Origin of the sequence: Streptomyces sp. NBRC 110035, assembly GCF_000829695.1 — a bacterium.
In the GTDB taxonomy this organism is placed as follows: Bacteria; Actinomycetota; Actinomycetes; order Streptomycetales; family Streptomycetaceae; genus Streptomyces.
The window spans coordinates 1-26,685 of record NZ_BBNN01000026.1; the positions used below are offsets into that span (position 1 = coordinate 1).

Here is a 26,685-nt window from a genome sequence, read left to right on the forward strand (position 1 = left end):
CACCATCGACTGGGACCGCGAACGGGTGACCTGCCCGAACGGTGTCGTCAGTACGCAGTGGGCCGAGCGGCGTTCCCAGCAGAACCTGCCCGTCATCCGGGTCCGCTTCAGCCCGGCCGACTGCCGTCCCTGCCCTCACCTGCGTGACTGCGTCAACTCACCCTCGCCACGACGCCGCGAGCTCAACCTCCGGCAGGGCCGCGACGGACACGAAACCGTCCGCACGGCCCGGGCCGAGCAGCGAACCGATGCCCGGAAGGAGAGGTACAAGACCCGTGCCGGTGTCGAGGGCACCATCCCACAGGCCGTCGGACACTGCGGCCTGCGCAGACCCCGCTACCGAGGCCTCGCGAAGACCATCCTCCAGCACCAGCTCACCGGCGCCGCGACCAACCTCGCCCGCATCGACGCCCACCTCACCGACACACCCCGAGCCCGCACCCGCACCCGCACCAGCCACTTCGCAGCACTTCGCCCCGCCGATCAAACGATCGACGGGGCGAAGCAGGCAGGCCCCGGATCAACCAACAGCATCCCCCAGGGGTGCCGGGGCCCCGTACGGCGGTCCGGGCCGGGGGTCAGGCGGTCCCCTTGTCGCCGGCGGGCCAGGAGCCCGTCGAGCGTTCGACGGCCTTGGCGCCCGCCCGGTTCACCGCGCTGCGCACCACCGAGAAGATGGCGCCCTGAATCGCGGCGGCCAGCAGGATCTCGCCCCAACGGCGGTCCCGGTTCAGTGCGTCGGGGGCGTCGTCCTCGTGCCGGATCAGCTTCCACGTCTTCTGGAACGCCATCCCCGCCACGGCGCCACTCGTCCAGCCCAGCGCGAACCCGATGGGCTTGTAGGCCAGGGGCAGCTTCTTCTTGCTCTTCATCTTCGCCACGTGGATCTCCCAGTCGGTGTCGGCGTTCGGAAAGTACCTGCGACCCACGTTCCCCGTTTTCCGCCCTCGGCACGGCCCGACAGGGCCCGACCGGGGCATCCCCCACGGTGAGCGCGGCAGGGTCGGGCCCCGCCGCGACGGGGGAACGCGGCGGGGCCCGACCCGCGAGTGCCCGCCGTCCGGTGCCTCATGCACACCGAACCGGGGAAAGTGCCGACCGGGTGACTCCCCACGGCCCCCGGACGAGAGAACCTAGCCGCGCGCCTCCAGCACGAAGACCGGGATCACCCGGTCCGTCTTCTCCTGGTAATCGGCGTACGGGGGAAAAGCGGCGACGGCCCGCTCCCACCACTGCGCCCTCTCCTCCCCGGTCACCTCACGGGCCGTCATGTCCCGCAGAACCTGCTCGTCACGCAGTTCCACCTGCGGGTCGGCCTTGAGGTTGTGGTACCAGACCGGGTGCCGGGGTGCCCCGCCCAGCGAGGCCACCACCGCGTAACGACCCTCGTGCTCGACGCGCATCACCGGGGTCTTCCGCAGTTTGCCGCTCCTGGCCCCCCGCGTGGTCAGCAGTACCACCGGCCTGCCCTGCAGGGTCGTCCCCTCGGTGCCGCCGGAGCTCTCGTACAGCTCCACCTGGTCGCGCACCCACTGCGTGGGGCTTGGCTCGTACTCGCCGTGAAGAGGCATGCCATCCGTCCCGTCGTCGAGGCCCATGGCCGGCCCGCTCTCCTGGACGACCGTCGGACCATGCGGACCAACTCGTTTTGTACCAGTGTCGGCCGGACCGTACACGACCTCCGGCCTCACGGCGTCATCGGCGTGTCCACGGCACGGCCATGACCGTGCCCCGGCCCGGACCGCCCCGCCCGCCGGCCCCCGCGCCCCCGGGAAGAAACCGCTGCGCCGGATCGGCCGCGGCGACCCGGGCCGCGTCACCGGGAACCGGCCGCCCACCAGGTGCCCGACGCGGCCGCCACCGAGAGCGGGCGCATCCTGGTCGAGGGCGACGACGCGGTGGTGTTCGGCGGGATCCGGCGGACCGTCCGGCCCACCGTGCGCCCGTACCGCGCCCGTCTCGCCCCGCCGTCCAGGTCATAGGCTTTCCGGGTGACCGAACACACCCGGAAGCCCTTTCTCCACGTCGTCGTCTGTGCTGCCGGTGTCGCCGCGGGCGTCGGCGAACTGATCACCGCCGCGCAGGAGCGGGGCTGGGAGGTCGGCGTCATTGCGACACCCATCGCCCTGAACGGGTTCTTCGACGCCGTCGCGGTCCGCGCACAGACCGGCAGACCGATCAGGTCCGCCTGGCGCACCCCCGGCGAACCGCGCCCCTTCCCGGCGCCCGACGCCGTGGTGGTCGCGCCCGCCACCTTCAACACCGTCAACAAATGGGCGGCCGGAATCGCCGACACGCTCGCGCTGGGCACCCTGTGCGAGGCCGCGGGGCTCGGTGTGCCGGTCGCCGTCCTGCCGTGCGTCGGCGACGCGCTGGCCACCCACCCCGCCTACCGGGACAGTGTTGAGCGGCTCACCGCCATGGGCGTCCGCTTCGGCGAGCCGTACACCGGGGAGACGGTGCCGGACGGCGAACGGCCCGAGTTCCACTGGGAGCGGGCCCTGGACCTCGTACGTCCTCGATGAGCGCGGCCGGAGCCGAGTGGTTCCGCGTGCACCCGCAGACCCCGGGTGCCGGGACCCGCACGCGCACATGGCAACGGAGAGGGCTGCGCGGCGTGTGTCCGCATCGCCTTTTCGGACACCGGCCGTCGAATCGGATGATTGGGCGCGTGAATTAAGCGGCTCGAAAGAGGATGACGTACAGTCAAACCACTGTGTCCGTACGAGGAATGCGGGAAACCTCGGAATCTCTTGTTCCTGGTCGTTGGCCTGTGCAAAAGTGGGTTCTGCCGTCGCGCGGGCAATGCCTTTTGTCCTGGGGTGCGCGACGCTGCCCCGGCATGCCACCCAGGCTTCAAAAGGGCTGCTCCGGGCGGGTGTTCGAGATTTCGAATCCAGTACGGGCGGGCTCCCGTCGTATCGTCGGCGAGGCCCCGCGTCCGCTGGTACGGACTTTATGTCGCGCGTCCCCGAGAGGATTGCATCCGTGAAGGACACCGGCCTGTCGAATTCCCAGGCCCCGGCCCATGCGTTCGACGTGACGGACGAACAGCTGGGCGACGAGTTGCGGAAGTGGACGGGGGCCGCCCCGGCACTGCACCCCGTCGGTGAACTCCTCGACCGGCACTGGGAATCGGTCTTCGGCTACGCCCGGCTGTGCACCGACGGCCCGCGCTCCGCCGGTATGCTCACCACTGCCGCGTTCACCCGGCTCTTCGGCGAGACCCTGCGGCACAACGGCCCGAGTTCCGCATGGCGACCCCAACTCCTCGTCACCGTACGCCGGATCGCTGCCGAGTGGGACGCGGACCACCGGCGCGACATGCTCCACCCCGATCTCACCGCCGCCTCCGCCGACGGCGGCCGGCGGCCGGCCGCACGACTTCTGCCGCAGCCCGAACGGCGCCTGCTGTCAGGGGCCTTCCAACGACTGCCGCAGTCCGCGCGCTGTCTGCTCTGGCACACCGAGGTCGAATCCGAACCGCTCCACGTCCCCGCCGGGCTGCTCGCCCTCGACGAGGAGGGCGCCCGCACCGAACTGCGCCGCGCCCGGCAGCGGTTGCGGGACGAAGTCCTCCAACTCCACGGCGAACTCGCCTCCGACCAGGAGTGCCGGCGCTATCTGCGCCTGCTGGAGGTGAGCTACCGGCGCGCGGGCACCGAACTCGACCCGGACCTGCGCACCCACCTGGAGAACTGCCTCCACTGCCGGCACGCTGCGGACCAACTCGCCTGCTTCACCAGCGGACTCGGTACGGCCCTGGCCGAGGGGGTCCTGGGCTGGAGCGCACGGGAGTACGCGCAGAGCAGAGCGCAGGCGGCCGACGTCACCGACGAGTCGGCCGCCGGGGAGCGGCCGTCGCCCGAGGGGGTCATCGGCGCGGAGTTCCCCGGCCCCGCCGACGGACGCCCGGACACGGAGGCCGATCGGTTCGCCGTGCCTGCGGGCGAGCCTCCGGCGGTGGAGGGCGAGTCGTTCACGGACACGGGGAGACCGGTCCCGCCCCTCCCCACCGAGGCACCCCGCACCACGTCCGCCGCCCCCGCGGCCCTCACGGTGCCCCCGGTACCGAGCACCCCCCCGACCGCCGGGGCCCCGGCCGCTACCGTGCGGACGGCCTCCCGGTCCGGTGTCCGTTCCCGGCGGCGGCGCGCGGCCGACCGTACCGGCCCTCGCGGCGCCGTGCTCCGCGCCGGTTCCCGTGTCGCCCGGAAGGCCGCGCGCCGGGCCGCGCGCCGGCGCCACCTCGCCGCGGGCCTCCTCACGGTCAGCGGGCTGGTCGTCCTCCCGCTGGTGCTGTGGACCACGGGCGGTGCCGAGGACGCCGCCGCGCGGGGCGAGGACCGCCCCTCCGAATCCCCCGGCGCCGCCACGGGCAGCCCGCCCGACGACCCGTCGTCGTTCCGCTCCGAAGCAGCCGTCGAGGGCGCCCTGAGCGGCCGGCTGCACAACACCGCATCCGGCCTGTGCGTGGGTGTCGTCGGCGGCCGGGCCGTCGCGGGCGCCGAGACCGAACTCACCGCCTGCGCGGCGGTCGGCGCCCAGCAGTGGACGTACGAGACCGACGGGCTGCTGCGCAACGCCGCGGAACCGGACCTGTGCCTCGACTCCCGCCTCGGCTACTCGGTGCGCCTGGCCCGGTGCCCGGGCGAGACCCGGAAGGACGCCGACAGCGCACGCTACGACTTCACCGTCCAGGGCACCCTGGTGCCCCGCTCCGGTCAGGACCTGGGCCTCGCACCCGCGGCGACCGACGGCTCGGGCGCCCTCGTGCTCAAGGCCCGTGACGACACGGACGCCCAGCGCTGGGCGATCGACACCCCGGAGCCCGATCTCCAGATGAAGGTCGTCACCCGGGGCCGCGTCGAGGACGAGGACGAGAGCTAGGGCCGGGGGAAGCCGGGGGCAGGGCGAGGGCCGGGAGGAGCGGGCCGGTCAGGTGCTCACAGCTCCTCCGCCAGCCCCAGCTCGGCCCAGATGGTCTTGCCCTCGGCGGTGTGCCTGCTGCCCCACCGCTGGGTGAGCTGGGCGACCAGGAGCAGCCCCCGGCCGCCCTCGTCCCAGGTCTTGGCGCGCCGCAGATGCGGGGCGGTGTGGCTGGTGTCGGACACCTCGCAGATCAGCGTCGACGCGTCGCTGATCAGCCGGAGCCGGATCGGCGGCGCCCCGTAGCGGATCGCGTTGGTGACCAGCTCGCTCACCACCAGTTCGACGGTGAACGACGCCTCGGTCAGCGCCCACACGCCCAGCTGGTCGAGGACCTGCTTGCGCACCGGCGCGACGAGCGACGGGTCGGCCGGGATGTCCCAGGTGGCGACCTGGGAGGACGGCAGCCCGCGGGTGCGGGTCAGCAGCAGCGCCACGTCGTCCGTGGCGGGACCCGACTGGAGCATGGCGTGCAGGACCCGGTCGCAGGCCTCGTCGAGCGACCCGGGGGTCGCGTGGGACAGGGCGTCGCAGAACATGCGCGAGCCCGCGTCCGCGTCGCTGTCGTCCCCCCGGCCGTCGACCAGACCGTCCGTGTAGAACGCCAGCACACTGCCCTCGGGCAGCTCCACCTCCACGGACTCGAAGGGCAGCCCGCCCAGACCCAACGGCGGCCCGGACGGCATGTCCAGCATGCGCACCGGTCCCCCTGGCGGGACCAGGACCGGCGGCGGATGCCCCGCCCTCGACAGGGTGCAGCGCCGTGACACCGGGTCGTACACCGCGTACAGGCAGGTCGCGCCGACCTCGCCGGGGCCGGCGTCACCGCCCGACTCGTGCGAGAGGTGCAGGACCAGGTCGTCGAGGTGGGTGAGCAGCTCCTCCGGAGCCAGATCGATGTCGGCGAGGGTACGCACGGCCGTACGCAGCCGACCCATCGTTGCCGATGCCTGGATGCCGTGGCCGGCGACGTCCCCCACCACCATGGCCACCCGCATCCCGGACAGCGGGATCACGTCGAACCAGTCGCCGCCCACACCGGTGCGCGCGGCCGGCAGATACCGGGAGGCGGCGTCCACCGCGGCCGTCCGGGGCAGACCGCGGGGGAGCAGGCTGCGCTGGAGCGTGAGGGTGGTCTCGCGTTCGCGGGAGTAGCGGCGGGCGTTGTCGATGCAGACGGCCGCACGCGCGGTGATCTCCTCGGCCAGCAGCACGTCGTCATGGGTGAAGTGCTCGGGGTGCCGGAACCGGGTGAACGCCGCCACGCCGAGGGTGACACCGCGGGCCTGGAGCGGGACGGACAGCATCGAGTGGACGCCGAACTCCCGGACCTGCCGGGCGCGGGCGTCGTCGACCGCGAGCCACGGATCGAGGTCACCGGAGGGCACCGAGGCGACGACGCTGTGCCCGGCGATCAGCGAGTCGGCCTGAGGCGCGGCGGCCGGGTAGACGACCACCTCGCCCGCGTCGGCGACCGACTCGGGGCTCCCCGCCGTGCGGGACCGGTGGGCGACCCGGCGCAGCGGGACCGGAAGGGTGAGCGGGCCGGTGGGGTCGGCACCGTGGTCGTGCTCGAGGAGGTCCACGCTGACGAAGTCGGCGAGCGCGGGGACGCAGACCTCCGTCAGCTCCTGCGCCGTCCTGGTGACGTCGAGGGTGGTGCCGATGCGCATGCTGGCCTCGTTGACCAGCTGCAGCCGGGCCCGGGCCCGGCTCTGCTCGGTGAAGTCGTGGGCCGTCACGCAGACGCCGACGATCCGGCCGGCGTCGTCGGTGAGAGGCGCGATCCGGGCCAGCCAGGCCTCGTCCTGGCGCTTGCCGAACGCCTGCACGCGTGTCTGCACATCGTGGCCCCGGCCCGTCCGCAGCACCTGGGTCATGTGGCGCTCCAGCTCCGCGTGCCGGGGCCGGCCGCCGATGTCGCTGGGCGTCAGACCGCGCAGGTGGGAGGCCGGCAGCCCGAGGAGATCGGCCATCGCGTCGTTGGCGCCGTGCAGGCGCAGCTCCGTGTCGAAGACGACGGTGGCGCACGGGGACTGGACCATCGCAGCCCAGAGCACCGGATCTCCAGTGGGATCGGTGCGCCCGGACGGCAGCGGGGTGACGGCCAGCCAGCCCTCGGTGTCACCGTCCTCGGGCCGGCCGCGGTGGGCGAGCATCCACACGGTGACGGTGCCGCCGTCCCGGTGCCGCAGCGCGAGCGTGCCGCTCCAGCGCGGGCCGGCCGGCGGCGGGGGCGGTTGTGCGCCGTCGGCGAGCAGAAGGGCCGCGGGGCGGCCGACCACGTCCTCCGCCCGGTGACCCAGGAGTTGCCGGGCGCCCTCGTTCCACCGGGTGACGGTGCCGTCGGCGGCGATGACGGCACGAGCCGCTGCCGGATCGTCGAACGGGTCGTCCGCTCTCATCGTCGCCACTCCATCGCGCACACTCACCGTGAACCGGTCGATCGCCAGAGTTCCACCCTAGTGCGTCAAAGGTGGGAGTGGACCGGAACCCCGCCCTGGCAGGGGTCCCGCGGGCGGGAGAGGACGGACGGGAGGGCAAGGGCGGGAGTGACGCCCGGGGCGCCCACCGCCCGGGTCCTGCCCGGGTCCCGTCCGGTGCCGCTCCGGCACGTGGCCGGTATTCACGCGTCGCCCGCCGGTGTTCGTCACCATTCCCGTCCCGCCCGTTGACGGAGTGTCACACCTGCCACAACGATGGCTCCCTACGGATGGGAGCGCTCCCATCCGTAGCCGCCGCCGTGTCCTCCCACCAGAGGAGCCCAGACGTGAACAGACGCAGAACCGCTCTGCTGTCCCTGACCGGCCTGCTGGCCACCGCGCTCACCGCGCTGCCCGCCGCCCCGGCCGGGGCGGACGAGGCCGAGCAGGTCCGCAACGGCACCTTCGACACCACCACCGAACCCTGGTGGGCCTCCGCCGGTGTCACCACGAGCCTGTCCGAGGGCCGCCTGTGCGCCGACGTCCCCGGCGGAACCACCAACCGGTGGGACGCCGCCGTCGGCCAGAACGACATCACCCTCGTGAAGGGGGAGTCGTACCGCTTCTCCTTCGCCGCGAACGGCACGCCCGCGGGCCACGTGGTCCGGGCGCTCGTCGGCTTGTCGGTGGCCCCGTACGACACCTACTACGAGGTGTCCCCGCAGCTCAGCGTCTCCGGCGACACGTACTCCTACACCTTCACCGCGCCCGTGGACACCGAGCAGGGCCAGGTCGGTCTCCAACTCGGCGGCAGCCCTGACCCCTGGCGCTTCTGCATGGACGACGTGTCCCTGCTGGGCGGCGTGGAGCCCGAGCCGTACGAGCCCGACACCGGCCCCCGGGTCCGCGTCAACCAGGTCGGCTACCTTCCCGCGGGCCCGAAGAACGCCACCCTGGTCACCGGGGCGACCGGGCGGCTGCCCTGGCAGCTGAAGGACGCCGGCGGCAGGGTCGTCAGGCAGGGCATGACCCTGCCGCGCGGCGTGGACGGGTCGTCCGGGCAGAACGTCCACTCGGTGGACTTCGGTGCCCACCGCGTGCGGGGCACCGGTTACACCCTCACGGTGGACGGCGAGACCAGCCGGCCGTTCGACATCGGCGCCGGTGCCTACGAACGGCTGCGGCTGGACTCCGCGAAGTACTACTACACCCAGCGCAGCGGCATCGAGATCCGCGACGACCTGCGCCCCGGCTATGCCCGCCCGGCCGGTCACCTGGACGCGGCCCCCAACCAGGGCGACGGCGCCGTGCCCTGCCAGCCGGGCGTCTGCGACTACTCCCTCGACGTCACCGGCGGCTGGTACGACGCCGGCGACCACGGCAAGTACGTCGTCAACGGCGGCATCAGCACCTGGGAGGTGCTCAGCACCTACGAACGCGCCCGGCACGCCCGCACCGGCCGGGCGGACAAGCTCGGCGACGGCACCCTGGACATCCCGGAGAGCGGCAACGGTGTGCCCGACATCCTCGACGAGGCCCGCTGGGAACTGGAGTTCCTGCTGAAGATGCAGGTGCCCGAGGGCGAGCCGCTGGCCGGCATGGCCCATCACAAGATCCACGACGAGCAGTGGACCGGGCTGCCGCTGCTGCCCGGCGACGACCCGCAGAAGCGCGAACTGCATCCGCCGAGCACCGCCGCCACTCTGAACCTCGCCGCCACGGCCGCCCAGGCGGCCCGCCTGTACCGGCCCCACGACAGGGAGTTCGCGGCCGAGGCCCTGGCCGCGGCGCGCACCGCCTGGACGGCCGCGCTCGCCCACCCCGAGGAGTACGCGAGCCCGGACGACGGCATCGGCGGCGGCGCCTACCCGGACGACGAGGTGAGCGACGAGTTCTACTGGGCTGCGGCCGAGCTGTATCTCACCACGGGGGAGGAGCAGTTCAAGGAGTACGTCCTGAACTCCCCGGTGCACACCGCCGACATCTTCGGCCCCCTCGGCTTCGACTGGTCGCGCACCGCGGCGGCGGGCCGGCTCGACCTCGCGACGGTGCCGAACAAGCTGCCCGGCCGGGACAGGGTCCGCGGCTCCGTCATCAAGGGCGCCGACCGCTACCTGGCCACGCTGAAGGCCCACCCGTACGGCATGCCCTACGCACCGGCCGGCAATGTCTACGACTGGGGCTCCAGCCACCAGGTGCTCAACAACGCGGTCGTCCTCGCCACGGCCCACGACCTCACCGGTGCCGCCAAGTACCGGGACGGCGCGCTGCAGAGCATGGACTACATCCTCGGCCGCAACGCCCTGAACATCTCCTACGTCACCGGGTACGGCGAGGTCAGTGCGCAGAACCAGCACAGCCGCTGGTACGCCCGCCAGCTCGACCCGGCGCTGCCGAACCCGCCCGCCGGGACCCTCTCCGGTGGACCCAACTCGAGCATCCAGGACCCCTACGCCCAGTCGGTGCTCCAGGGCTGCGTCGGCCAGTTCTGTTTCATCGACGACATCCAGTCCTGGTCGACCAACGAGCACACCATCAACTGGAACGCGGCCCTGACCCGCATGGCCTCCTTCGTGGCCGACCAGGGGTAGCGGACCGCGGTACCCGCGCCGGCGCCGGAGGTGTCGTCCCGTTCACCGGGGCGACACCTCCGGCACATCCTTTCGGTACCGCCTCATAGCCGCTCTGAGCTGGTGGTATTTACGATCGAGTACCCGAGCGGTACCGTGATGGCATGCCTGCTCTGAATGTGGAGTTCAGCGACCGCGAGCTCGAGGACCTGCGGCAGATCGCCAAGGAGCGCGGTACGTCGATGAAGGCGCTGGTGCGGGAGGCGGCCGCGGCCGACATCGCCCGCCACCGGGCGCTCCAGGAGGGCGCGGAGGCCTTCCGCCGGTTCTTCGACTCGCACGCCGACGAGTTCGCCGCCGCCTTCCCGGACGACGAACCGCGGGCCAAGGGCGCGGGACGGGCCGCCTGACCGATGACATCCGTTCTGCACATCGACGTGCCCTGGCTGCTCCAGCGGCACGAGGAGGTCCTTCCGGACCAGCCCACCATCAACGACTTCTCGGCGCTGGTCGCGGCCGTCGCCCGGCACCGCGTCGATCCGCCCCGCCTCGGTGTGGACTCGGACGCGGCCTGGCGGGCCGCCGCCCTGCTGCACACCCTCGCCCTGCTCCGCCCCCTGCCGTCGGCCAACGCCCGCTTCGCGTGCGCCACGGCGGTGGCGTACATGTTCGTCAGCGGTGCCGGCATCGACCCGCCCTACGGCGCCATCGTCGACCTCGCCCGCGATCTGATGTCCGGCACGGCGGACGTCTACGGGGCCGCCGACCGGCTCCGCTCCTGGCAGATCTGATACCACCGCCGGAATGCGAGAACCGGGTGAACCACGGGAAAACGCAGGTGGAAAGCCGATGCCGACGACTCCGGCCATGTTTTTCCTTTTGACTTCCTGTCAACGAGCGGAGGTTTCCCCGGCGCCTTGTTGGCCGTGTTCCGGTTGTGCGAGAGTGAGCCACCCGTGAGGGGGTAAAATCCGGGGTCGCACGCGCGTCGATGAACCGGGTCCGCTTTCACCATCGGTGAATTGGCCCCCTCCCGCGCAACGCCGCCAAAGAGGTAGGGACCACCTGGGACCTCCCTTTTCGGCGTCAGAACTTCTGTGTCACCTGCGCGTGGGAAGGAACCGCCTCAGTGCCCACCCCTTATTCCCCCCGGTCTCCGTATCCCTCTCCCGGAGGGGATCCGGGGGAGTCCGACGAGTCCCTCGCCGCACGGTTGCGAGGCCGTCCGGAGGGCGAGGCCGCCCACTCCGTCGCGATGCTGACCACACGTCACTGGCCGGCGATGCACGACTACGCGACCGTCTGCCTCGCCTCGTCGGGGCCGGCCGCCGCCATGGTCACCGCGGCGGCGCAGCACCGTGTCCTGAACCGGGTCGCCCTCGGCGAACCGGCCGTTGCCCTGCGGCCGGTGCTGCTGGTGGCCGTGCGGGACACGGTCCGGGAATGGGCCTCGGACGACCGGAGCGCCGGTGCCCTGCCGGAACTGCTCAAGCCGGCCGGCGGACGCGGCATGCGCGCGGCCAGGACGATGACGCCGGAGAACCGCACACTGGCCCATCGTTCGTTCCGGTCCCTGCCCGGCCTCGCCCGCTGTGTGCTCTGGCACGTCGAGGTCGAGGCGGAACCCGTGTCCGTCCCGGCCGGCCTTCTCGGCATCGATGCCGACATCGCCTCGGGCACGCTCCGGCAGGCGCGTGAGACCTTCCGTCAGGGCTGTCTCCAGGCCCATCAGGAACTCGCGCCGACGAAGGACTGCCGGTTCTACAACCGACTCCTCGACGTCCCCATCCGCCGTGGCGGCACACTGCTCCCCGATGTCCAGCAGCACCTGGCGGAATGCCGCTACTGCCGGAACGCGGCCGAGCAACTCAGTCATTTCGAGGGGGACCTCGGCACGCTCATCGCCGAGGCCGTTCTCGGTTGGGGCGCCCGCCGCTACCTCGACTCGCGTCCCGGCCGGGCGACACCGGGCCCGCGCGGCGGCCGCGCGGCCCGCCGCGGACACCGCTCCGGCGGCGGACGGTCCGGTGGCAGCCGGCACCGCCTGCTGTCCCGGATCCCCGCCCCCCCACGCCTCACCGGTCTCGGGCGCCCGGACGCGGTGCGTTCCACCAGGACCCTGCTCACCGGCCTCGGAGCCGTCTCGGCCGGCGTGCTGGTGAGCGTGCTCATCGCCGGGGGCTCCCCCTCCGACGGCAGCGGCACCGACCCGACCGGTGCCACCAGCGCGGCCGACGGCCGGGGGGTCGTACCGACCGAGTCCCCGCCGGGCGTGGCCGGACTGCCCACAGGGCCGGAACCGGCCCTCCTGCGCAACATCGCCTCCGGGCTGTGCCTCGACACCCGGGGCGAGCCCCAGGACGGCACCGGCACCCGGCTCGCTGGGTGTTCCTCGCGGCTGAGCCAGCAGTGGACCTACGAGGAGGACGGGCTGCTGCGCAGTGTGGCCGACCCGGGCCTGTGTCTGGACGCGCACAAGGACGCCGGGGTCGTCGTCCTCGCCACCTGTGCCGACGCCGGCGAGAGCCGGGCCGACGACGTGCGCTACGACCTCACCGAGCAGGGCGAGTTGCTGCCCCGCTGGGACGAACAGCTGGCGCTCGTGCCGGCCGCCCCCGATGCGAACGCCGACATCGTCATCAGGGTGCGGGACCGGAGCGAGAACCAGCGCTGGCTGACCGAGCCGGTGTCCTCGGCCCAGGACGTCCTGTCGATCGGCCGGCCCCGTACCCCGGCGGCAGGGTCCGTGGAACCGGCCGGGCCGGTGACGTGAAGCGCGCGGCCGGGGCGGGGGAGCGGGCACGGTAGCCCGCGCCCCGGCCCGGTACCCCCGGCCCGGTAACCCGACGCCCCGGCCGGGTCGGCCGGTGCCCTCCACGAGGTCGCCGGGCCCGACCGTGGCCGAGGTGGCGTGCCCGGGCAGGGCGAGGGTGAGGTCCGGCTCCGCGAGCAGACAGCGGATCACGTCCTCGACCCCCGCCTGCCCGTCGAGGCCGAGCCCGTAGACGTAGGGCCGCCCCAGGAGCACCGCCCGCGCGCCGAGGGCAAGGGCCTTGAAGACGTCGTCACCGGTGCGGACACCGCTGTCGAGCAGCACGGTCAGCCGGTCGCCGGCAGTGGCCACCGCACCGGGCAGCGCGTCCGCCGCCGCGGCGGACCCGGCCACCCGACGGCCTCCGTGGTGGGACACCACCAACCCCGTCCCTCCCGGCATCGGCCGAGAGCCGGGCGTCGTCCGGATGCGGCACACCCTTGAGAACGATCGGCCCGTCCCCGTTCTCCCGCAGGAACGCGAGGTCCGGCCAGGTCTGGCGGGGTCGCAGAACATGCCGACGAAACGCCTGACCGCCGCGTCCGGGTCCTCGTGCACGGGCTCGGCCGGGCCGGCCCGGAAGGCGGGGTCCGAGAAGTGGTGGGCGGTGCCCACTCCGTGCAGGAACGGCAGAAAAGCCTGGTCCAGGTCGCGCGGACGCCAGGACGGCAGGGGAGTGTCCAGGGTGACCACCAAGGCCGTGACCCCGGCGGCCCTCGCTCGGCCGAGAAAACTCCGGGAGATCTCAGGGTCCTTCGGCCAGTACGGCTGGAACCGGTGCTCCGCGTCGCCCATCGTCCCCGCGACCTGCTCCATCGGCGTGCTGGAGGTGGGGGAGAGCACGAACGGCACACCCTGCGCGGCAGCTGCCCGCGCGGCGGCCGGTTCGGTGTCCGGGTGCATCAGCGACAGCACCCCGACCGGCGCCGGCGCCGGCGCCGGTCGGGGTGCTGTCGAGCACCTCCACCGACAGGTCACGCTCGTGCACGTCCCGCAGCATGCGCGGCACGATCCGGTGGCGGGCCGGAGCCGCCCGGTTGGCGCGCGCGGTACTGCCGCCGCCCGTGCTGCCCGCCGCATGACCGACCGGCCCCGCCCGAGCCGCCGCTCGGTCGGCTCCCCAGCCGGGTCAGGTCCGTGGGCAGCCGGGGCACGGCACCCGTCATCCCGTTCAGGTGGATCTCGTACGGGAAGTCCGCCCGGTGTCCGGCCATGCGACGTCCCCGCCCCTCCTCGTCGAGCCGAATGAATCATGAACAGAAGGCATCGCGGAACGGTCCGCCGGGAACGGAAGCGGAATGTTTCAGGCCTATTGCGAAACAGTGGGAATCCGGCCATCTGGCCACTTCCTGCAAGCACCACCCGTGCGGTTACCGGGCTCACGCCCACGCGTTCCGTGACTTCGCGCCACTGATTCAATACGCAATGTTACTGAAAGCGGCCCGGTCGATGTGTGTTTCCGCGGCGGACTCGGCAGACTCCCGCTCGCCGGTCCGGCACCACCGAGCACGGGCCGGCGACTCGTCGAAACGAGCGGAAGGATGCACACAATGCGGAACACCGCGCGCTGGGCCACCACCATCGGCCTGACCGCCGCAGCCGTCTGCGCATCTCTGTCCGGGGCCGCGTCGGCCGCGCCGGGCAGCGCACCGTCCGCGCTCTACGCCCCGTCGGCCCTGGTGCTCAGCATGGGCCACGGGGAGAGCGCCATGGCCGTCACACCGGAGCGCGCGGTCACCCTGACCTGCGCCCCCGGCCCTTCCGGCACCCACCCGGCCGCGGCCGACGCGTGCGGGGAACTGGCCGAGGTGAACGGTGATCTGCAGGCCCTCGCGCCGAGAGAGGGCGTGTTCTGCACCCATCAGTACGACCCGGTCGTCGTCACCGTCGACGGGGTGTGGCAGGGGCAGCGGCTCTCGTACGAGCGGACCTTCGCCAACGAGTGCGTGATGAACGCCCACGGTTCGGGCGTCCTCGCGTTCTGAGACCGGGACCGCACGGTTCCCGTGACCGCGTGGCGGTCGGGTACTGGGGAGTGCCGACCTCCTCGCGGAACGTGCGGCCCCGCAAAGGGAGGCCGGCGGGCGGAGTGGGGCCGCCCCCGGCCTCCGGCGTGTCCGGGGGCGGGTGTCCGGACGCGTCACGTCATCTGACGCCGCACCACCTCGTGCAGCCGGCCGCCCGGATCGGCGAGCAGCCGGTCCGGCGGGCCCTGCCGCACCACCCTGCCGTCCTCCATCACCACCACCCGGTCCGCGTCCATCACGGTGGACAACCGGTGGGCGGTGACGGCCCGGGTCGCCCGGAGCGCCTTGGTGCTCCCGATCACCGTGCGCTGCGTCTCGTTGTCCAGGGCACTGGTCGCCTCGTCGAAGAAGAGGATGCGCGGCCGGCGGATCAGCGCCTGGGCGATCATCAGCCGCTGCCGCTGCCGCTGCCGCTGCCGCTGGCCGCCGGAGACCGCCCCGCTGCCCGAGACGATGGTGTGCAGCCCCCATCGGCATCCGCCGGATGTCCTCCGCGAGCCCCGCCATCTCGGCCGCCGCCATCGCCTGCTCGGGCGTGTACGGCTCGGTGCCGCAGATGACGTCCAGGAGGAACCGGTGAACGGCTGGGCGTGCTGGAGCACCACACCGCACTGGCGCCGTACCGCCGACCGGTCGAGCGCGGCCAGGCCCTGACCGTCGTACGGCACACTTCCCGACAGCGGCCTCTCGAAGCCGATGAGCAGCCGCAGCAACGTGGACTTGCCGCAGCCGCTGGGGTCGGCGACCGCCACGAACTCGCCCGGCCGGACCTCGAAGGAGACGTCGTCGAGGACCAGCGGACCGTCGTCCGAGTACCGGAAGGGCACCCGCCGCGCCTCCGGTGCGATGGATCAAAGCACGCCCCGGGTCCGGCCCTTCACTCGAGCAAACCTCCCACCAGGCAACATGCGGTCGTGCCGCGCCCAGGCGTGCAGACAGGGCGACGGCCCGGTGGCGGCTTCTTCGCAGGGGGCACCGCATCGCCCCCTCCCACCGCTTGCACCCCTCGGGAGAAATCCGGCACACCGGCCCCGAAAGGCATCAGAAGGCAGCCGGCCCGTGGGCGGCTTCCCGCTGCGGTGACCGGGTTGAGCGTGCGCTGTGCAGATTCGCCGCAGCCGGGATTCCGGGCCGGGAGGGCGACGGAACGTATGCGGTCGCCTGCGGTGGGTGTCTCCGTCCCGAGGATGGGCGGGGTGCCGTGCCGCGCGTGCCGGCCGGTCGACTTCGTGGCGCAAACCGACTGACCGCAAAGGGATTTGAACGCTCCGTCGGGCCCGTGCGTACCAACAGCCATCCAGGCGCCCCGACAGCCGCCGAACGGCGGCACGACTCCGGTCCCCCCAGGAGGTCGAGAAGTTTGAGTCACAAGCGAATTCCGAAGCGCAAGGCCGCGATCGCGGTGGGCGGTGTGGTGGCGCTCGGCGCCGCAGTGATCCTGCTCCCCAGCGCCAACGCGTCGCAGGACGGAGCGTCGAACGACGCGGCGGCCGCGCCGAGGACCCTCAAGGCGACGGATGCCTCGGACCTCGCCTCACAGCTCGCCGGGCTCCTCGGCGACGCGTTCGCCGGCTCCTACTACGACGGCGACAGGCAGCGGCTCGTCGTCAACGTCGTACCCGGCGACGACGACAGCGTGATCGCGCAGGCGAAGAAGGCGGGCGCGACCGTCCGCGAGGTCGACAACAGCATGGCCGAACTGGCCGCGGGCGAGCGGACGCTGAAGTCCGGGGCCACCATCCCCGGTACCTCGTGGGCCGTCGACCCGCGCACCAACAAGATCCTGGTCACCGCCGACTCCACGGTGACCGGCGAGAAGTGGGACAGACTGGAGTCCACCGTGCAGGGCCTCGGCTCCGGCATGGCGACCATCAAGAAGTCCGCGGGCACCTTCAGGACCTTCGCCTCGGGCGGCGACGCGATCTTCTCCGGAGGCGCACGCTGTTCGCTCGGCTTCAACGTCACCGCGGACGACGGCGCGCCCGCCTTCCTGACCGCCGGTCACTGCGCGGTCGCGGCCGACCAGTGGTCCGACGCGCAGAACGGACAGCCGATCGCCACCGTCGACCAGGCGGTCTTCCCCGGTGAGGGTGACTTCGCACTCGTCCGGTACGACGACCCGGCCACCGACGCGCCGAGCGACGTCGACGTGGGCGGCCAGACGCTCCAGATCACCGAGGCCGCCGAGGCCGCCGTCGGCCAGGAGGTGTTCCGGATGGGCAGCACCACCGGGCTCGCCGACGGCCAGGTCCTCGGACTCGACGCCACGGTGAACTACCCCGAGGGCACGGTCACCGGTCTCATCCAGACCGACGTCTGTGCCGAGCCCGGCGACAGCGGCGGCTCGATGTTCACCCAGGACGGCCTCGCGATCGGCCTCACCTCGGGCGGCAGCGGCGACTGCACGGTCGGCGGCGAGACCTTCTTCCAGCCGGTCACCACCGCCCTGGCGGCGGTCGGCGCGACGCTCGGCGACGGCGGCGCCGCAGCCGGCGACCAGGCAGCCGGCGACCAGGCAGGCGGCGAAGAGGTCGGCGGCGAGGGCGACCAGGCCGGCGAGGTCGGCGGCGAGCAAGCGGGCCAGGACGACGGAGCCGGTTACGGCGCCGGCCAGGGCGCCGAGGACGGCCTGGCCGAGACCCACTGACCGTCGCCCGCCGAACCGTCACCGGGCCCCCGGCCCGCCGACACACCGGCAGCGGGGATCAGCACGCGTCCTGCCCGCTCGTGGGCCGGGGCCTGCCCGGCCCGCGAGCCGCGCCCCGGCTGTGTGCTGTCCGCTCTTGTCCCGGCTCCGCCGGAGGGGCGGGAGAATGCCGCAGGGGCTGCGTAGATGTCGTATAAGCGCTGTAATGGCCAACGTGGTCGGTGAGGGCGCTGCGGGACGCAGCACGAGAACGTTGCGTGCGGAAGGCGCCCTCGCGACGATCGCTGCCGAGCCGGAGTCGCCGGACCGGGTGCGCCGGGTCCTGGAGCAGGCCCTGGTCTTCGCCGGCGCCGCCTTCGTCGCCGTGTACACGCCCAGCGGAGACGGCGAGCAACTGCGCCTGGTGGAGTCGGCCGGGATCCCGCGGGCCCTGTGCGGGGTGCGGGACAGCTATTCCGCCGCCGGGCACTCCCCGGCCGCCGACGCGGTACGCGGGCGGCGGCCGGTGTGGCTCGGCCCCGAGGAACTCGCCGCCCAGGCCCAGGCACGGCGCGTCCCGGCCCGTGACTTCTCCCTCGCCGCGCTGCCCGTGCGCCACGACTCCGGTGGCTGTCTGCTCGCCGTCAGCGAGCGCCCCGGCGGCTTCGACACCGACGACCGCGTCTGCCTCGGACTCGTCACCGACGCGGTCGCCCTTCCCGGGCGGCAGCCGGCGCCCGACGGCGGCGGGGACCCCGCACCGGATGCCTTCGTCCTCGCCATGGACACCGGACGGGTCCGGGTGGGCAACGACATCCTGGACCTCTTCGGCCTCGGTCCGGACGACTTCGACGGACGCGTCGAGACCCTCGTGGGCCGGACCGTTCCGGAGGACCTGCCCTCCGTGATGTCGGTCGTCGAGTCCGACCACATGACCATCGGCGAGCGCGAACTGGAGTTCCGGGTCGTACAGCCCGCCGGCCCGCCGAAGTGGCTCAGACTGCGCGGCCGACTGCTGCCGGGCGGTGAGGGCCGTCCGGCCCGCCTGGTGGGCTCCGTCGCCGACGCCTCCACCCTGCGTGCCGACGTCACCGACGTGGCCCGGGTACAGCGCCTGGCCACCGCACTCACCACCGCGGTGACGGTCCGCGATGTGGGCAAGGCCGTGGTCGCGGCCCTGCGCGGGCCACTGAGGGCCGACCGGATCGCGGTTGCCGAACTGGAGAGCGACCGGCTCGTCGTCACCGTCCTCGACCCGCCGGAACCGGACGCCTGGCCGGACCTGTGGCGCGCCGAGTGGCGTACCGAATGGCCCGAGGCGCCCGTGCGCACCATGCCCACGCTCGCTGCCGTCCTGCGCGAGGGCCGGGCCCGGATATGGCCCGCGGGCAGCGCTCTGGAGACCTCCCTCGCCGAGGTCGGACCGGGTGGTCTCGCCATGCTGCCGCTGTCCGCCGGCAACCGGACGGCCGGTGCCTGCCTCATCGGCTGGGACACCCCGCACGACTTCGGCGCGGATGAGCGCGCCCTGCTCACCGCCGCCGCCGGTCTCGCCGGACAGGCCCTCATGCGGGCCCGCGCCTTCGACGCCGAGCACGAACTGGTCGGCATGCTCCAGCGCCAGCTGCTGCCGCGCCGCCTGCCCCGGCTGCCCGGTGCGGTCGCCGTCGCCCGCTACCTGCCCAGCACCGCCGGCCTCGAGCTCGGCGGCGACTGGTACGACGTGATCCCGCTGCCCGACAACCACGTCGCCCTGGTCATCGGCGACGTCCAGGGCCACAGCGCCGGCGCCGCCACCCTCATGGGACAGATGCGCACCGCGCTGCGCGCCTACGCCGTCGAGGGGCACACGCCCGACGTGGTGGTCTCGCACACCAACCGGCTGCTCGTGGACATGGAGAGCGACCTCTTCGCGACCTGCTGCTACGTCGACGTCGACCTGGAGCAGGGCTCCGCCTGGTGTGTACGCGCCGGGCATCTGCCGCCGGTGCTGCGTCACCCGGACGGCAGCACCGAGATCGTGGAGGTGGAGGGCGGTCCGCCGCTCGGCGTCACGGCCCAGGCCGACTTCCCGATGAGCCCGCTGAGGCTGGGGCCCGGCACGGTGGTCGCCCTCACCACGGACGGCCTGGTCGAGACCGTCGAGGCCGACATCGACGAGGGCATGGACCACCTCGCGCGCCGGCTGGCGGCCGCCGACCCGGCCGACCTGGGAGTGGTCGCCGACGGCCTGCTGGGCAAGGCCCCGCGCAGCGACGACGTCGCCCTGCTCCTGATGCGCTACGAGGGCATGACCCTGCGGCCGCTGCGGGAGACCTGGACGGTGTGGCGGGTGCCGCAGGCCGTCGGTCACGCCCGCCGCTTCACCCGGCGCACCCTGCGTTCCTGGGACGCCACCGAGGACCTCGACGCCGCCCTGCTCGTCGTCTCCGAGCTGGTCACCAACGCGCTCGTGCACACCGAGGGGCAGGTCCGTCTCGACCTCACCCTCGTCGGCGACCGGCTGCGCCTCGCGGTCGCCGACGCCTCGCCCCGCAGTCCCGCCAAGCCGAGCAGCATCGGCTGGGAGGCCACCGGCGGCCGAGGCATCCTGCTCGTCGAGGCCCTGTCGGCGGCCTGGGGAACCCTGCCGGTCAGCGGCGGCAAACAGGTGTGGGCGGAACTCGGCGCGCACCGGTGAGCGGGCGTCGTCCCGGGCGTCGACAACACTCCCGGCACCGGTGTCATCCCTTCGGGTGACAGGCCGCCGGGCCGCGATCCCGTCCCACGCCGGCCGTCACCGGCCCGGTACACCTCCGCACCCGACCTGCCCGAACCGCACCCCGGGAACCCCCCGCCCGTGTAAGGGCGTTGACGGACCGCGCCGGGACGGGCCGACACGCCCGACAGGGGATCGGGCGTCCCCCTTGCGCGCGCATCAGCGGTCATGGGCCGGAAACACGGCAACTGGACGGGTCTTGCCGGGGATTTCGCCATGAAGCATTAAAACAAGTGATATTCCGTGCGCCGTGCACCACTATGGTGAGGCAGATGAAGGCTCTCGTGCTGTCCGGCGGTGCCGGCACCCGGCTGAGGCCGATCACCCACACCTCGGCGAAGCAGTTGGTCCCCGTGGCCAACAAGCCCGTGCTCTTCTACGGGCTGGAATCGATCGCGGACGCCGGCATCACCGACGTCGGAATGATCGTCGGCGACACGGCCGAGGAGATCGAGGACGCGGTGGGAGACGGATCGAAGTTCGGCCTGCGCATCACCTACATCCCCCAGGAACGCCCTCTGGGGCTGGCCCACGCGGTGCTGATCGCCCGCGACTGGCTCGGCGACGACGACTTCGTGATGTACCTCGGCGACAACTTCATCGTCGGCGGCATCAGCGGACTCGTCGACGAGTTCCGCCGGCACCGGCCCGACGCCCAGATCCTGCTCACCCAGGTCGCCGACCCCCGCTCCTTCGGCGTCGCCGAACTCGACGCGGACGGACAGGTGATCGGCCTCGAGGAGAAACCCGAGCGTCCCAAGAGCGACCTCGCCCTCGTCGGCGTCTACCTCTTCACCCCCGCCATCCACGACGCGGTGCGCGCGGTCAAGCCCTCCTGGCGCGGCGAACTCGAGATCACCCACGCCATCCAGCACCTGATCGACTCCCGCGCCGAGGTGCGCTGCACGGTCGTCCACGGCTACTGGAAGGACACGGGCAACGTCGTCGACATGCTGGAGGTCAACCGGTCCGTCCTCGAAGGCGTCGAGCGCCGGATCGACGGCGAAGTGGACGACGCCTCCGAGACCATCGGCCGGGTGGTCGTGGAGGAAGGGGCCCGGATCACCAACTCGCGCGTCGTCGGCCCCGCCGTCATCGCCTCCGGCACGGTCGTCAGCGACTCCTACGTCGGGCCCTTCACCTCCGTCGCGGAGAACTGCCGGATCACCGACAGCGAACTCGAATTCTCCATCGTGCTGCGGGACTCCTCGATCGACGGCGTCCGCCGCATCGAGTCCTCACTGATCGGCCGCCATGTCGAGGTGACCCCGGCCCCCAGCGTTCCCAGCGCCCACCGATTCGTCCTCGGAGACCACAGCAAGGTGCAGATCCACTCATGAACCTTCTCGTCACCGGAGCCGCCGGCTTCATCGGCTCCCGTTACGTCCGCAGGCTGCTCGCCGCCGACGCGCCCGACGCCGCCGATGCGCCGAGGATCACCGTGCTGGACGCGCTCACCTACGCCGGCACCCTCGACAACCTCCCACTCGAGCACCCCCGACTCGATTTCGTCCGCGGAGACATCCGCGACGCCGACCTCGTCGGCAAACTCACCGCCGAGGCGGACCAGGTGGTCCACTTCGCCGCCGAGTCGCACGTCGACCGCTCCATCCTCACCGCCTCCGACTTCGTCCTCACCAATGTGCTCGGCACCCAGATCCTCCTCGACGCAGCCCTGCGCCACGACGTGAACACCTTCGTGCACGTCTCCACCGACGAGGTGTACGGGTCGATCGCGTCGGGCTCGGCGACCGAGACGTACCCGCTCGAACCCAGCTCCCCGTACTCCGCCTCCAAGGCCTCCTCCGACCTGCTCGCCCTCGCCTGCCACCGCACCCACGGCCTGGACGTCCGCGTCACCCGCTGCTCCAACAACTACGGCCCGCACCAGTTCCCCGAGAAGGTCATTCCGCTCTTCGTCACCAGCCTCCTCGACGGCGCGAAGGTCCCGCTCTACGGCGACGGCCTCAACGTCCGTGACTGGCTGTACGTCGACGACCACTGCGCGGGCATCGACCTCGTGCGGACCAGGGGCCGGGCCGGCGAGGTCTACAACATCGGCGGCGGCACCGAACTCACCAACAAGGACCTCACCGGCCTCCTCCTCGAAGCCTGCGGCGCCGGCTGGGACCGGGTCGAGCACGTCGAGGACCGCAAGGGCCACGACCTGCGCTACTCCGTCGACTGGACCAAGGCCCGCGACGAACTCGGCTACCACCCCCGCCACGACTTCACCGCCGGCCTCGCCGAGACCGTCGCGTGGTACCGGGACCACCGCACCTGGTGGGAGCCGCTCAAGCAGTGCGTCACCGGAGGAAAGGCATGAGATGGCTGGTCACCGGCGCGGGCGGGATGCTCGGCCGGGACACGGTCGACGAACTGGCCCGGCGCGGTGAACAGGTGACCGGCCTCGACCGGGCCGCCCTCGACATCACCCGGGCCGAGGCGCTCGAGCACGCCCTGTCCGAGCACCGCCCCGGCATCGTGGTCAACTGCGCCGCGTACACCGCCGTCGACGACGCCGAGACCGACGAGGAACAAGCCACCCGGGTCAACGGCGACGGACCCCGCCTGCTCGCCCGTGCCTGCGCCGCGCACGGCGCCCGGCTGATCCACGTCTCCACCGACTACGTCTTCTCCGGCGAGGCCCGCACCACCCCCTGTCCCGAGGACCACCCGACCGCCCCGCGCACCGCCTACGGCCGCTCCAAGCTGGCCGGAGAACGGGCCGTGCTGGAGGAGCTGCCCGGCGCGAGCGCCGTCGTGCGCACCGCCTGGCTGTACGGGGTCCACGGCACCAGCTTCGTGCGGACGATGATCGGTCTCGAGGCCCGCCGCCCCACCGTCGACGTCGTCGACGACCAGCGCGGGCAACCCACCTGGAGCGCGGACGTCGCCGCACGCATGGCCGACCTCGGCCCCCGCCTCGGCGACGACGTGCACGGCGTCCTGCACGCCACCAATTCCGGCGAGACCACCTGGTACGGCCTGGCCCGGGAGGTGTTCCAGCTGGTCGGGGCCGACCCCGACCGGGTACGGCCCACCACCTCGGCGGCCTTCCCCCGGCCCGCACCGCGCCCCGCGTACAGCGTCCTCGCGCACGACCGCTGGCAGGACATCGGCCTGCCGGTACCGCGTGACTGGCGCGTCGCCCTGCACGAAGCACTGCCCCGGATCCGCAAGGAGAGTCCCCTTCGTGAAACGCCATGAGTTCCTGCGCGCACTGCACAAGGTCAGCGCCAACCGCAACTACCTGGAGATCGGTGTCAACGACGGCCGCAGCCTGCGCCTGTCACGCGTCCCCAGCATCGCGGTCGACCCCGCCTTCAAGGTCGTCTCGGAACTGAAGTGCGACGTCCACCTGGTCAAGGCCACCAGCGACGACTTCTTCGTCCGTGACAACCCGCTGGCCCACCTCAAGGGCGGCCGGCACCCGCTGCGCAACCTCCGCCGGGGCCGCAGTCCCGTCGGGCACTGGCGGCGCACCACACTCGACCTGTCCTTCATCGACGGCATGCACCTGTTCGAGTACGCCCTGCGCGACCTCATGAACGTCGAGAAGCACTCCGACTGGGCCAGCGTGATCGTCCTCGACGACATGCTGCCGCGCAGCGTCGACGAGGCGGCCCGGGACCGCCACACCACGGCCTGGACCGGCGACGTCTACAAGATCACCGAGGTACTGGCGCGCCACCGCCCCGACCTGGTGACGATTCTCGTCGACACCCAGCCCACCGGCCAGCTCGTGATCTTCGGCGCCGACCCGGACAACACCGTGCTGCACGACAAGTACGACGAAATCATGGCCGAGTACAAGGTTCCCGACCCGCAGAAGGTGCCCGAGACGATCCTGGAGCGGGCCGGCGCGGTGCCGCCCGAGGCACTGATCGAGGCCGGCTTCTGGCGCCCGCTCGCCCAGGCCCGCAACCGCGGCCTGCCGCGGCGCCTGGGCTGGGAGCCCCTGCGCCGCGCGCTCGACCAGGTCGGCGTCAGCCGCTGAGCCCCCTGCCGCGCAGTTCCTTCGAGCGTGCGCGGCAGGCCTCGTACGACGGCAGCAGGCCGAGGCGCTCCGCCTCGGCCAGCGTCGGCGCCTGCTCGTCCTTCGGCGACAGCACCGGGTCGATGCCCTGCGGCCACTCGATGCCCAGGGCCGGGTCGAGCGGGTGCACCCCGTGCTCGCGGCCCGGCGCGTAACCCGTCGAGCACAGGTACACCACCGTCGCGTCGTCGGTGAGCGCCATGAAGGCGTGCCCCAGCCCTTCGGCGAGGAACACCGCGTGCCGGCTGTCGTCGTCCAGCCGGACGGCCTCCCAGCTCCCGTACGCCGGTGACCCCAGCCGCAGGTCCACCACCACGTCGAGCACCGCGCCGCGCACACAGGTCACATACTTGGCCTGGCCGGGCGGCACGTCCGCGAAGTGCACCCCGCGCAGCACCCCACGGCGCGACACCGAGCAGTTGGCCTGCGCGATCGACAGGTCGTAGCCCGTGGCCCCACGGAACTCCTCACCGCGGAACCACTCGTGGAAACTGCCCCGGTCGTCCGGGAACACCTTGGGCTCCAATACCCAGGCACCCTCCAGATCCAGTGCGCGCACCGGTCACCGCCTTCCCTTGACCAGCGGCGCCACCCTCGCACGGGCGGCACCGAGCACCCGCCGTGCCCTGCGCAGCAGTTTCCGTCCGGCACCGGGGTGCGGAACCTGCACCACCAGCACCCCGCCCCGGCCGGCGCGGAGCGCGAACGGCAGCCCGGAGAAACGCGGTTCGGTGGCCTCCCGGTCCAGGTCGAGTGCCACCCGCCAGACACCGCGGGGGAGTCCCGAGGGCAGCGTCGCCTCCAGCCGCGACCCCGGCCGCTGCGGCTCGGCGGTGAGCGAGCCCGGCGCGTACAGGGTCCGGCCCGCGGAGGAGAACCGGAGCCGCACCGGCGTGCCGTCCGCCGCGTGCAGCGGAATCCGGGCGCGCAGCCGCGCGCCGGAGACCGTGACGTCCGGCCGCCGCACCTGGCCGAGGCCGAGCCGCCTGCCCTTCACCGCGACGTCCAGGGAGAGGTTGCCGTGCGGCTCCGTCCAGTACGGCAGGACCGCCCGGCCGTCGACGACGCCCGCGTACGGTTCCGGACGGGTGGCACGAGGGACCGGACCGAGACGGCACTCCTTGGTCCAGCCGCCGAGCCTGACCCGTACGACGGCGTCCCAGACCCCGTCACCCGGCAGCACGCCGGGGTCGACCGAGGCCGTCGCCCGCAGCACCAGTCGCACCCGCTCCCCGCCGTCCACCGGGGCCTTCTCCCGGGTCAACTCCACGGGCTGGAAGTACTGGGCGGAGCTGGAGCGTTCACGCAGCAGCAGATCGGCGGTCGCCTCGGTGAAGCGGGCCGCGGTCTGGGCGCCGACCCACGCCACCGCCTCCTCCACGTTCTTCGGCGTATCGGCCAGCGGAGCGCGGACGGCGTCGGCGGGGAACGTCATCGGCGCGCCCGCGGAGGCGTATTCGGCGGTGAAACCGAGACGCAGCGAACCGCCCTCCCACTCCACGCCGGTCGGCGCCGCCGTCGCCGCGACGGCGGCCTCCCACTCGGCGAAGGCCACCACGTCGTCGTACCGGTCCGCCGCCGTCAGCGAGGCGACGACCTGCTGCGTCGGCTGCAGCCCGGCCGCGACAGCAGGTCCGAACCGTTCGACGACCACCTTGTGGATCTCGCCGAACAACTCCCGGCGGTAGTCGTCCGGCAGCCCCAGCAGCCGCCGGGCACGCAGCCGTTCCACCATCTCCACCCGCAGCCACCGGCGGAACAGCCGGTCACGCACCGGGCCGGGTCCGGTGTACCGCTCGACCACGTCGAGCGCCTCGCGGAGGTTGGTGAAGTAACCCACCGGATCGAAACGCTGGAAACCGGCGTTGGAGGCGTCGTCACGCCGGATGTGGTAGTAGCAGACGTAGTCGCTGAGCACGGAGACGTTGGCCGCCCGCAGATACGCCTCGGTGACGAAGACGTGGTCCTCCAGCCGACGCCGCCCCTCCGGGAAACGCAGCCCGATCTCGTCGAGGAACGCCCGGCGGAACATCTTGTGCGGGGTGAGGCTGTCGATCAGCGGCGCGTTCTCCACCGTGGCCCGCGGGTGGTTGCGGCGGAACAACTCCACCGGCACACCGCGGTTCTTGCCGGCCATCTTGCCGACGACGACATCCGCGCCGTTGGCCACGCCGTACGTGTACATCCGCTCCAGGGCCTCGTCGCCCAGGTAGTCGTCGTTGTCGACGAACATCACGAACTCGCCGCGGGCGGCGGCGATCCCGACGTTGCGCGGTGTGCCGGACCAGCCGGAGTTCTCCTGGTGGATCACCCGCATCCGCGGGTCCTCGGCGGCCAGCCGGTCGAGCCGTGCGGGAGTGCCGTCGGTGGAACCGTCGTCGACGAAGACCGCCTCGTACTCCTCGGGAGGCAGGGACTGCCGTCGCAGCGAGGAGATGCAGTCCTCGATGTAGACCCCCGGGTTGTACACGGGGACGATGACGCTGACCTTGACCGGCATC

At 72.6% G+C, this 26,685-nt stretch carries 20 protein-coding genes and 2 pseudogenes; 15 read left to right on the top strand and 7 right to left on the bottom strand.

What is annotated here, in order from left to right; genetic code table 11:
- Window positions 1-520 (top strand): annotated as a pseudogene (locus TU30_RS34150) (transposase); the annotation flags it as partial.
- 58 nt (window positions 521-578) lie between these two features.
- Here TU30_RS34150 and TU30_RS16140 read toward each other — a convergent pair.
- Window positions 579-872, bottom strand: coding sequence for a DUF4235 domain-containing protein (locus tag TU30_RS16140; protein ID WP_042170758.1), 294 nt, complete (start codon window positions 870-872; stop codon window positions 579-581).
- A gap of 261 nt (window positions 873-1,133) precedes the next feature.
- Window positions 1,134-1,571, bottom strand: coding sequence for a nitroreductase family deazaflavin-dependent oxidoreductase (locus tag TU30_RS16145; RefSeq protein WP_042170761.1), 438 nt, complete (start codon window positions 1,569-1,571; stop codon window positions 1,134-1,136).
- A gap of 270 nt (window positions 1,572-1,841) precedes the next feature.
- Between TU30_RS16145 and TU30_RS36060 the strand changes: the two genes are divergently transcribed.
- The 3 genes from TU30_RS36060 (at window position 1,842) to TU30_RS16160 (ending at window position 4,890) form a co-directional block, all read left to right on the top strand.
- Entirely contained in the window at window positions 1,842-1,982 is a 141-nt protein-coding gene (locus TU30_RS36060; protein WP_158719331.1) for a hypothetical protein, read from the top strand.
- A 9-nt stretch (window positions 1,983-1,991) separates the two neighbouring features.
- Complete coding sequence (locus TU30_RS16155) at window positions 1,992-2,525, top strand: flavoprotein (protein ID WP_042170402.1); 534 nt, start codon at window positions 1,992-1,994, stop codon at window positions 2,523-2,525.
- Between the two features lie 463 nt (window positions 2,526-2,988).
- A complete protein-coding gene (locus TU30_RS16160; protein ID WP_234307880.1) occupies window positions 2,989-4,890 on the top strand; it encodes a ricin-type beta-trefoil lectin domain protein in 1,902 nt (633 codons plus the stop codon).
- A gap of 56 nt (window positions 4,891-4,946) precedes the next feature.
- On the opposite strand, the gene TU30_RS16165 is transcribed toward TU30_RS16160, so the two are convergent.
- Window positions 4,947-7,334: a SpoIIE family protein phosphatase gene (locus TU30_RS16165; protein ID WP_042170405.1), complete on the bottom strand. Its 2,388-nt coding sequence runs from the start codon at window positions 7,332-7,334 to the stop codon at window positions 4,947-4,949.
- A gap of 365 nt (window positions 7,335-7,699) precedes the next feature.
- Between TU30_RS16165 and TU30_RS16170 the strand changes: the two genes are divergently transcribed.
- From TU30_RS16170 to TU30_RS16185, 4 genes are all read left to right on the top strand, one after another.
- Window positions 7,700-9,943 carry a glycoside hydrolase family 9 protein gene (locus TU30_RS16170; protein ID WP_042170406.1) on the top strand — a complete coding sequence of 748 codons (2,244 nt, stop codon included), beginning with the start codon at window positions 7,700-7,702 and terminating at the stop codon, window positions 9,941-9,943.
- A 143-nt stretch (window positions 9,944-10,086) separates the two neighbouring features.
- Window positions 10,087-10,332 carry a hypothetical protein gene (locus TU30_RS16175; protein WP_042170409.1) on the top strand — a complete coding sequence of 82 codons (246 nt, stop codon included), beginning with the start codon at window positions 10,087-10,089 and terminating at the stop codon, window positions 10,330-10,332.
- Window positions 10,333-10,335: 3 nt separating this feature from the next.
- The gene (locus tag TU30_RS16180; protein ID WP_042170412.1) at window positions 10,336-10,713 is read left to right on the top strand and encodes a hypothetical protein; all 378 of its coding nucleotides are present in this window, start codon (window positions 10,336-10,338) and stop codon (window positions 10,711-10,713) included.
- A 338-nt stretch (window positions 10,714-11,051) separates the two neighbouring features.
- Window positions 11,052-12,695: an RICIN domain-containing protein gene (locus tag TU30_RS16185; RefSeq protein ID WP_042170415.1), complete on the top strand. Its 1,644-nt coding sequence runs from the start codon at window positions 11,052-11,054 to the stop codon at window positions 12,693-12,695.
- Window positions 12,696-12,794: 99 nt separating this feature from the next.
- On the opposite strand, the pseudogene TU30_RS34155 reads toward TU30_RS16185, so the two are convergent.
- Window positions 12,795-13,948, bottom strand: a pseudogene (locus TU30_RS34155) (alpha-hydroxy-acid oxidizing protein); the annotation flags it as partial.
- Window positions 13,949-14,284: 336 nt separating this feature from the next.
- Here TU30_RS34155 and TU30_RS16195 point away from each other — a divergent pair.
- A complete protein-coding gene (locus TU30_RS16195; protein WP_042170418.1) occupies window positions 14,285-14,719 on the top strand; it encodes a subtilase-type protease inhibitor in 435 nt (144 codons plus the stop codon).
- Between the two features lie 155 nt (window positions 14,720-14,874).
- On the opposite strand, the gene TU30_RS16200 is transcribed toward TU30_RS16195, so the two are convergent.
- Entirely contained in the window at window positions 14,875-15,588 is a 714-nt protein-coding gene (locus TU30_RS16200; RefSeq protein WP_042170420.1) for an ATP-binding cassette domain-containing protein, read from the bottom strand.
- A gap of 533 nt (window positions 15,589-16,121) precedes the next feature.
- Here TU30_RS16200 and TU30_RS16205 point away from each other — a divergent pair.
- From TU30_RS16205 to TU30_RS16230, 6 genes are all read left to right on the top strand, one after another.
- Window positions 16,122-17,408, top strand: coding sequence for a S1 family peptidase (locus TU30_RS16205; RefSeq protein ID WP_042170423.1), 1,287 nt, complete (start codon window positions 16,122-16,124; stop codon window positions 17,406-17,408).
- Window positions 17,409-17,613: 205 nt separating this feature from the next.
- On the top strand, window positions 17,614-20,067 hold the full coding sequence (locus TU30_RS16210) for a SpoIIE family protein phosphatase (RefSeq protein ID WP_042170425.1): 2,454 nt from the start codon (window positions 17,614-17,616) through the stop codon (window positions 20,065-20,067).
- 350 nt (window positions 20,068-20,417) lie between these two features.
- Complete coding sequence (locus tag TU30_RS16215; RefSeq protein WP_042170428.1) at window positions 20,418-21,485, top strand: glucose-1-phosphate thymidylyltransferase; 1,068 nt, start codon at window positions 20,418-20,420, stop codon at window positions 21,483-21,485.
- Window positions 21,482-22,471 (top strand): dTDP-glucose 4,6-dehydratase, encoded by a 990-nt coding sequence (rfbB, locus tag TU30_RS16220; protein ID WP_042170432.1) that lies wholly within the window; start codon window positions 21,482-21,484, stop codon window positions 22,469-22,471. The genes TU30_RS16215 and rfbB overlap by 4 nt, the downstream gene beginning before the upstream one ends.
- The gene (gene rfbD, locus TU30_RS16225) at window positions 22,468-23,355 is read left to right on the top strand and encodes a dTDP-4-dehydrorhamnose reductase (RefSeq protein ID WP_042170435.1); all 888 of its coding nucleotides are present in this window, start codon (window positions 22,468-22,470) and stop codon (window positions 23,353-23,355) included. The genes rfbB and rfbD overlap by 4 nt, the downstream gene beginning before the upstream one ends.
- Window positions 23,342-24,145 carry a methyltransferase type 11 gene (locus TU30_RS16230; protein ID WP_042170439.1) on the top strand — a complete coding sequence of 268 codons (804 nt, stop codon included), beginning with the start codon at window positions 23,342-23,344 and terminating at the stop codon, window positions 24,143-24,145. The genes rfbD and TU30_RS16230 overlap by 14 nt, the downstream gene beginning before the upstream one ends.
- On the opposite strand, the gene rfbC is transcribed toward TU30_RS16230, so the two are convergent.
- A complete protein-coding gene (gene rfbC, locus TU30_RS16235; RefSeq protein WP_042170441.1) occupies window positions 24,135-24,743 on the bottom strand; it encodes a dTDP-4-dehydrorhamnose 3,5-epimerase in 609 nt (202 codons plus the stop codon). The genes TU30_RS16230 and rfbC overlap by 11 nt on opposite strands.
- Window positions 24,744-24,746: 3 nt before the next feature.
- Complete coding sequence (locus TU30_RS16240; protein WP_042170443.1) at window positions 24,747-26,684, bottom strand: glycosyltransferase family 2 protein; 1,938 nt, start codon at window positions 26,682-26,684, stop codon at window positions 24,747-24,749.
- Between the last annotated feature and the right edge of the window lies 1 nt (window position 26,685).

What these genes read in the sequence shown, in the direction of transcription:
- TU30_RS16240 (WP_042170443.1), bottom strand. Translation starts at nt 26,684, where the DNA reads ATGCCGGTCAAGGTCAGCGTCATCGTCCCCGTGTACAACCCGGGGGTC.
- TU30_RS16180 (WP_042170412.1), top strand. Translation starts at nt 10,336, where the DNA reads ATGACATCCGTTCTGCACATCGACGTGCCCTGGCTGCTCCAGCGGCAC.
- TU30_RS16140 (WP_042170758.1), bottom strand. Translation starts at nt 872, where the DNA reads ATGAAGAGCAAGAAGAAGCTGCCCCTGGCCTACAAGCCCATCGGGTTC.
- TU30_RS16145 (WP_042170761.1), bottom strand. Translation starts at nt 1,571, where the DNA reads ATGCCTCTTCACGGCGAGTACGAGCCAAGCCCCACGCAGTGGGTGCGC.
- TU30_RS16210 (WP_042170425.1), top strand. Translation starts at nt 17,614, where the DNA reads ATGGCCAACGTGGTCGGTGAGGGCGCTGCGGGACGCAGCACGAGAACG.
- TU30_RS16175 (WP_042170409.1), top strand. Translation starts at nt 10,087, where the DNA reads ATGCCTGCTCTGAATGTGGAGTTCAGCGACCGCGAGCTCGAGGACCTG.
- rfbD (WP_042170435.1), top strand. Translation starts at nt 22,468, where the DNA reads ATGAGATGGCTGGTCACCGGCGCGGGCGGGATGCTCGGCCGGGACACG.
- TU30_RS16165 (WP_042170405.1), bottom strand. Translation starts at nt 7,334, where the DNA reads ATGAGAGCGGACGACCCGTTCGACGATCCGGCAGCGGCTCGTGCCGTC.
- TU30_RS16215 (WP_042170428.1), top strand. Translation starts at nt 20,418, where the DNA reads ATGAAGGCTCTCGTGCTGTCCGGCGGTGCCGGCACCCGGCTGAGGCCG.
- rfbB (WP_042170432.1), top strand. Translation starts at nt 21,482, where the DNA reads ATGAACCTTCTCGTCACCGGAGCCGCCGGCTTCATCGGCTCCCGTTAC.
- TU30_RS16195 (WP_042170418.1), top strand. Translation starts at nt 14,285, where the DNA reads ATGCGGAACACCGCGCGCTGGGCCACCACCATCGGCCTGACCGCCGCA.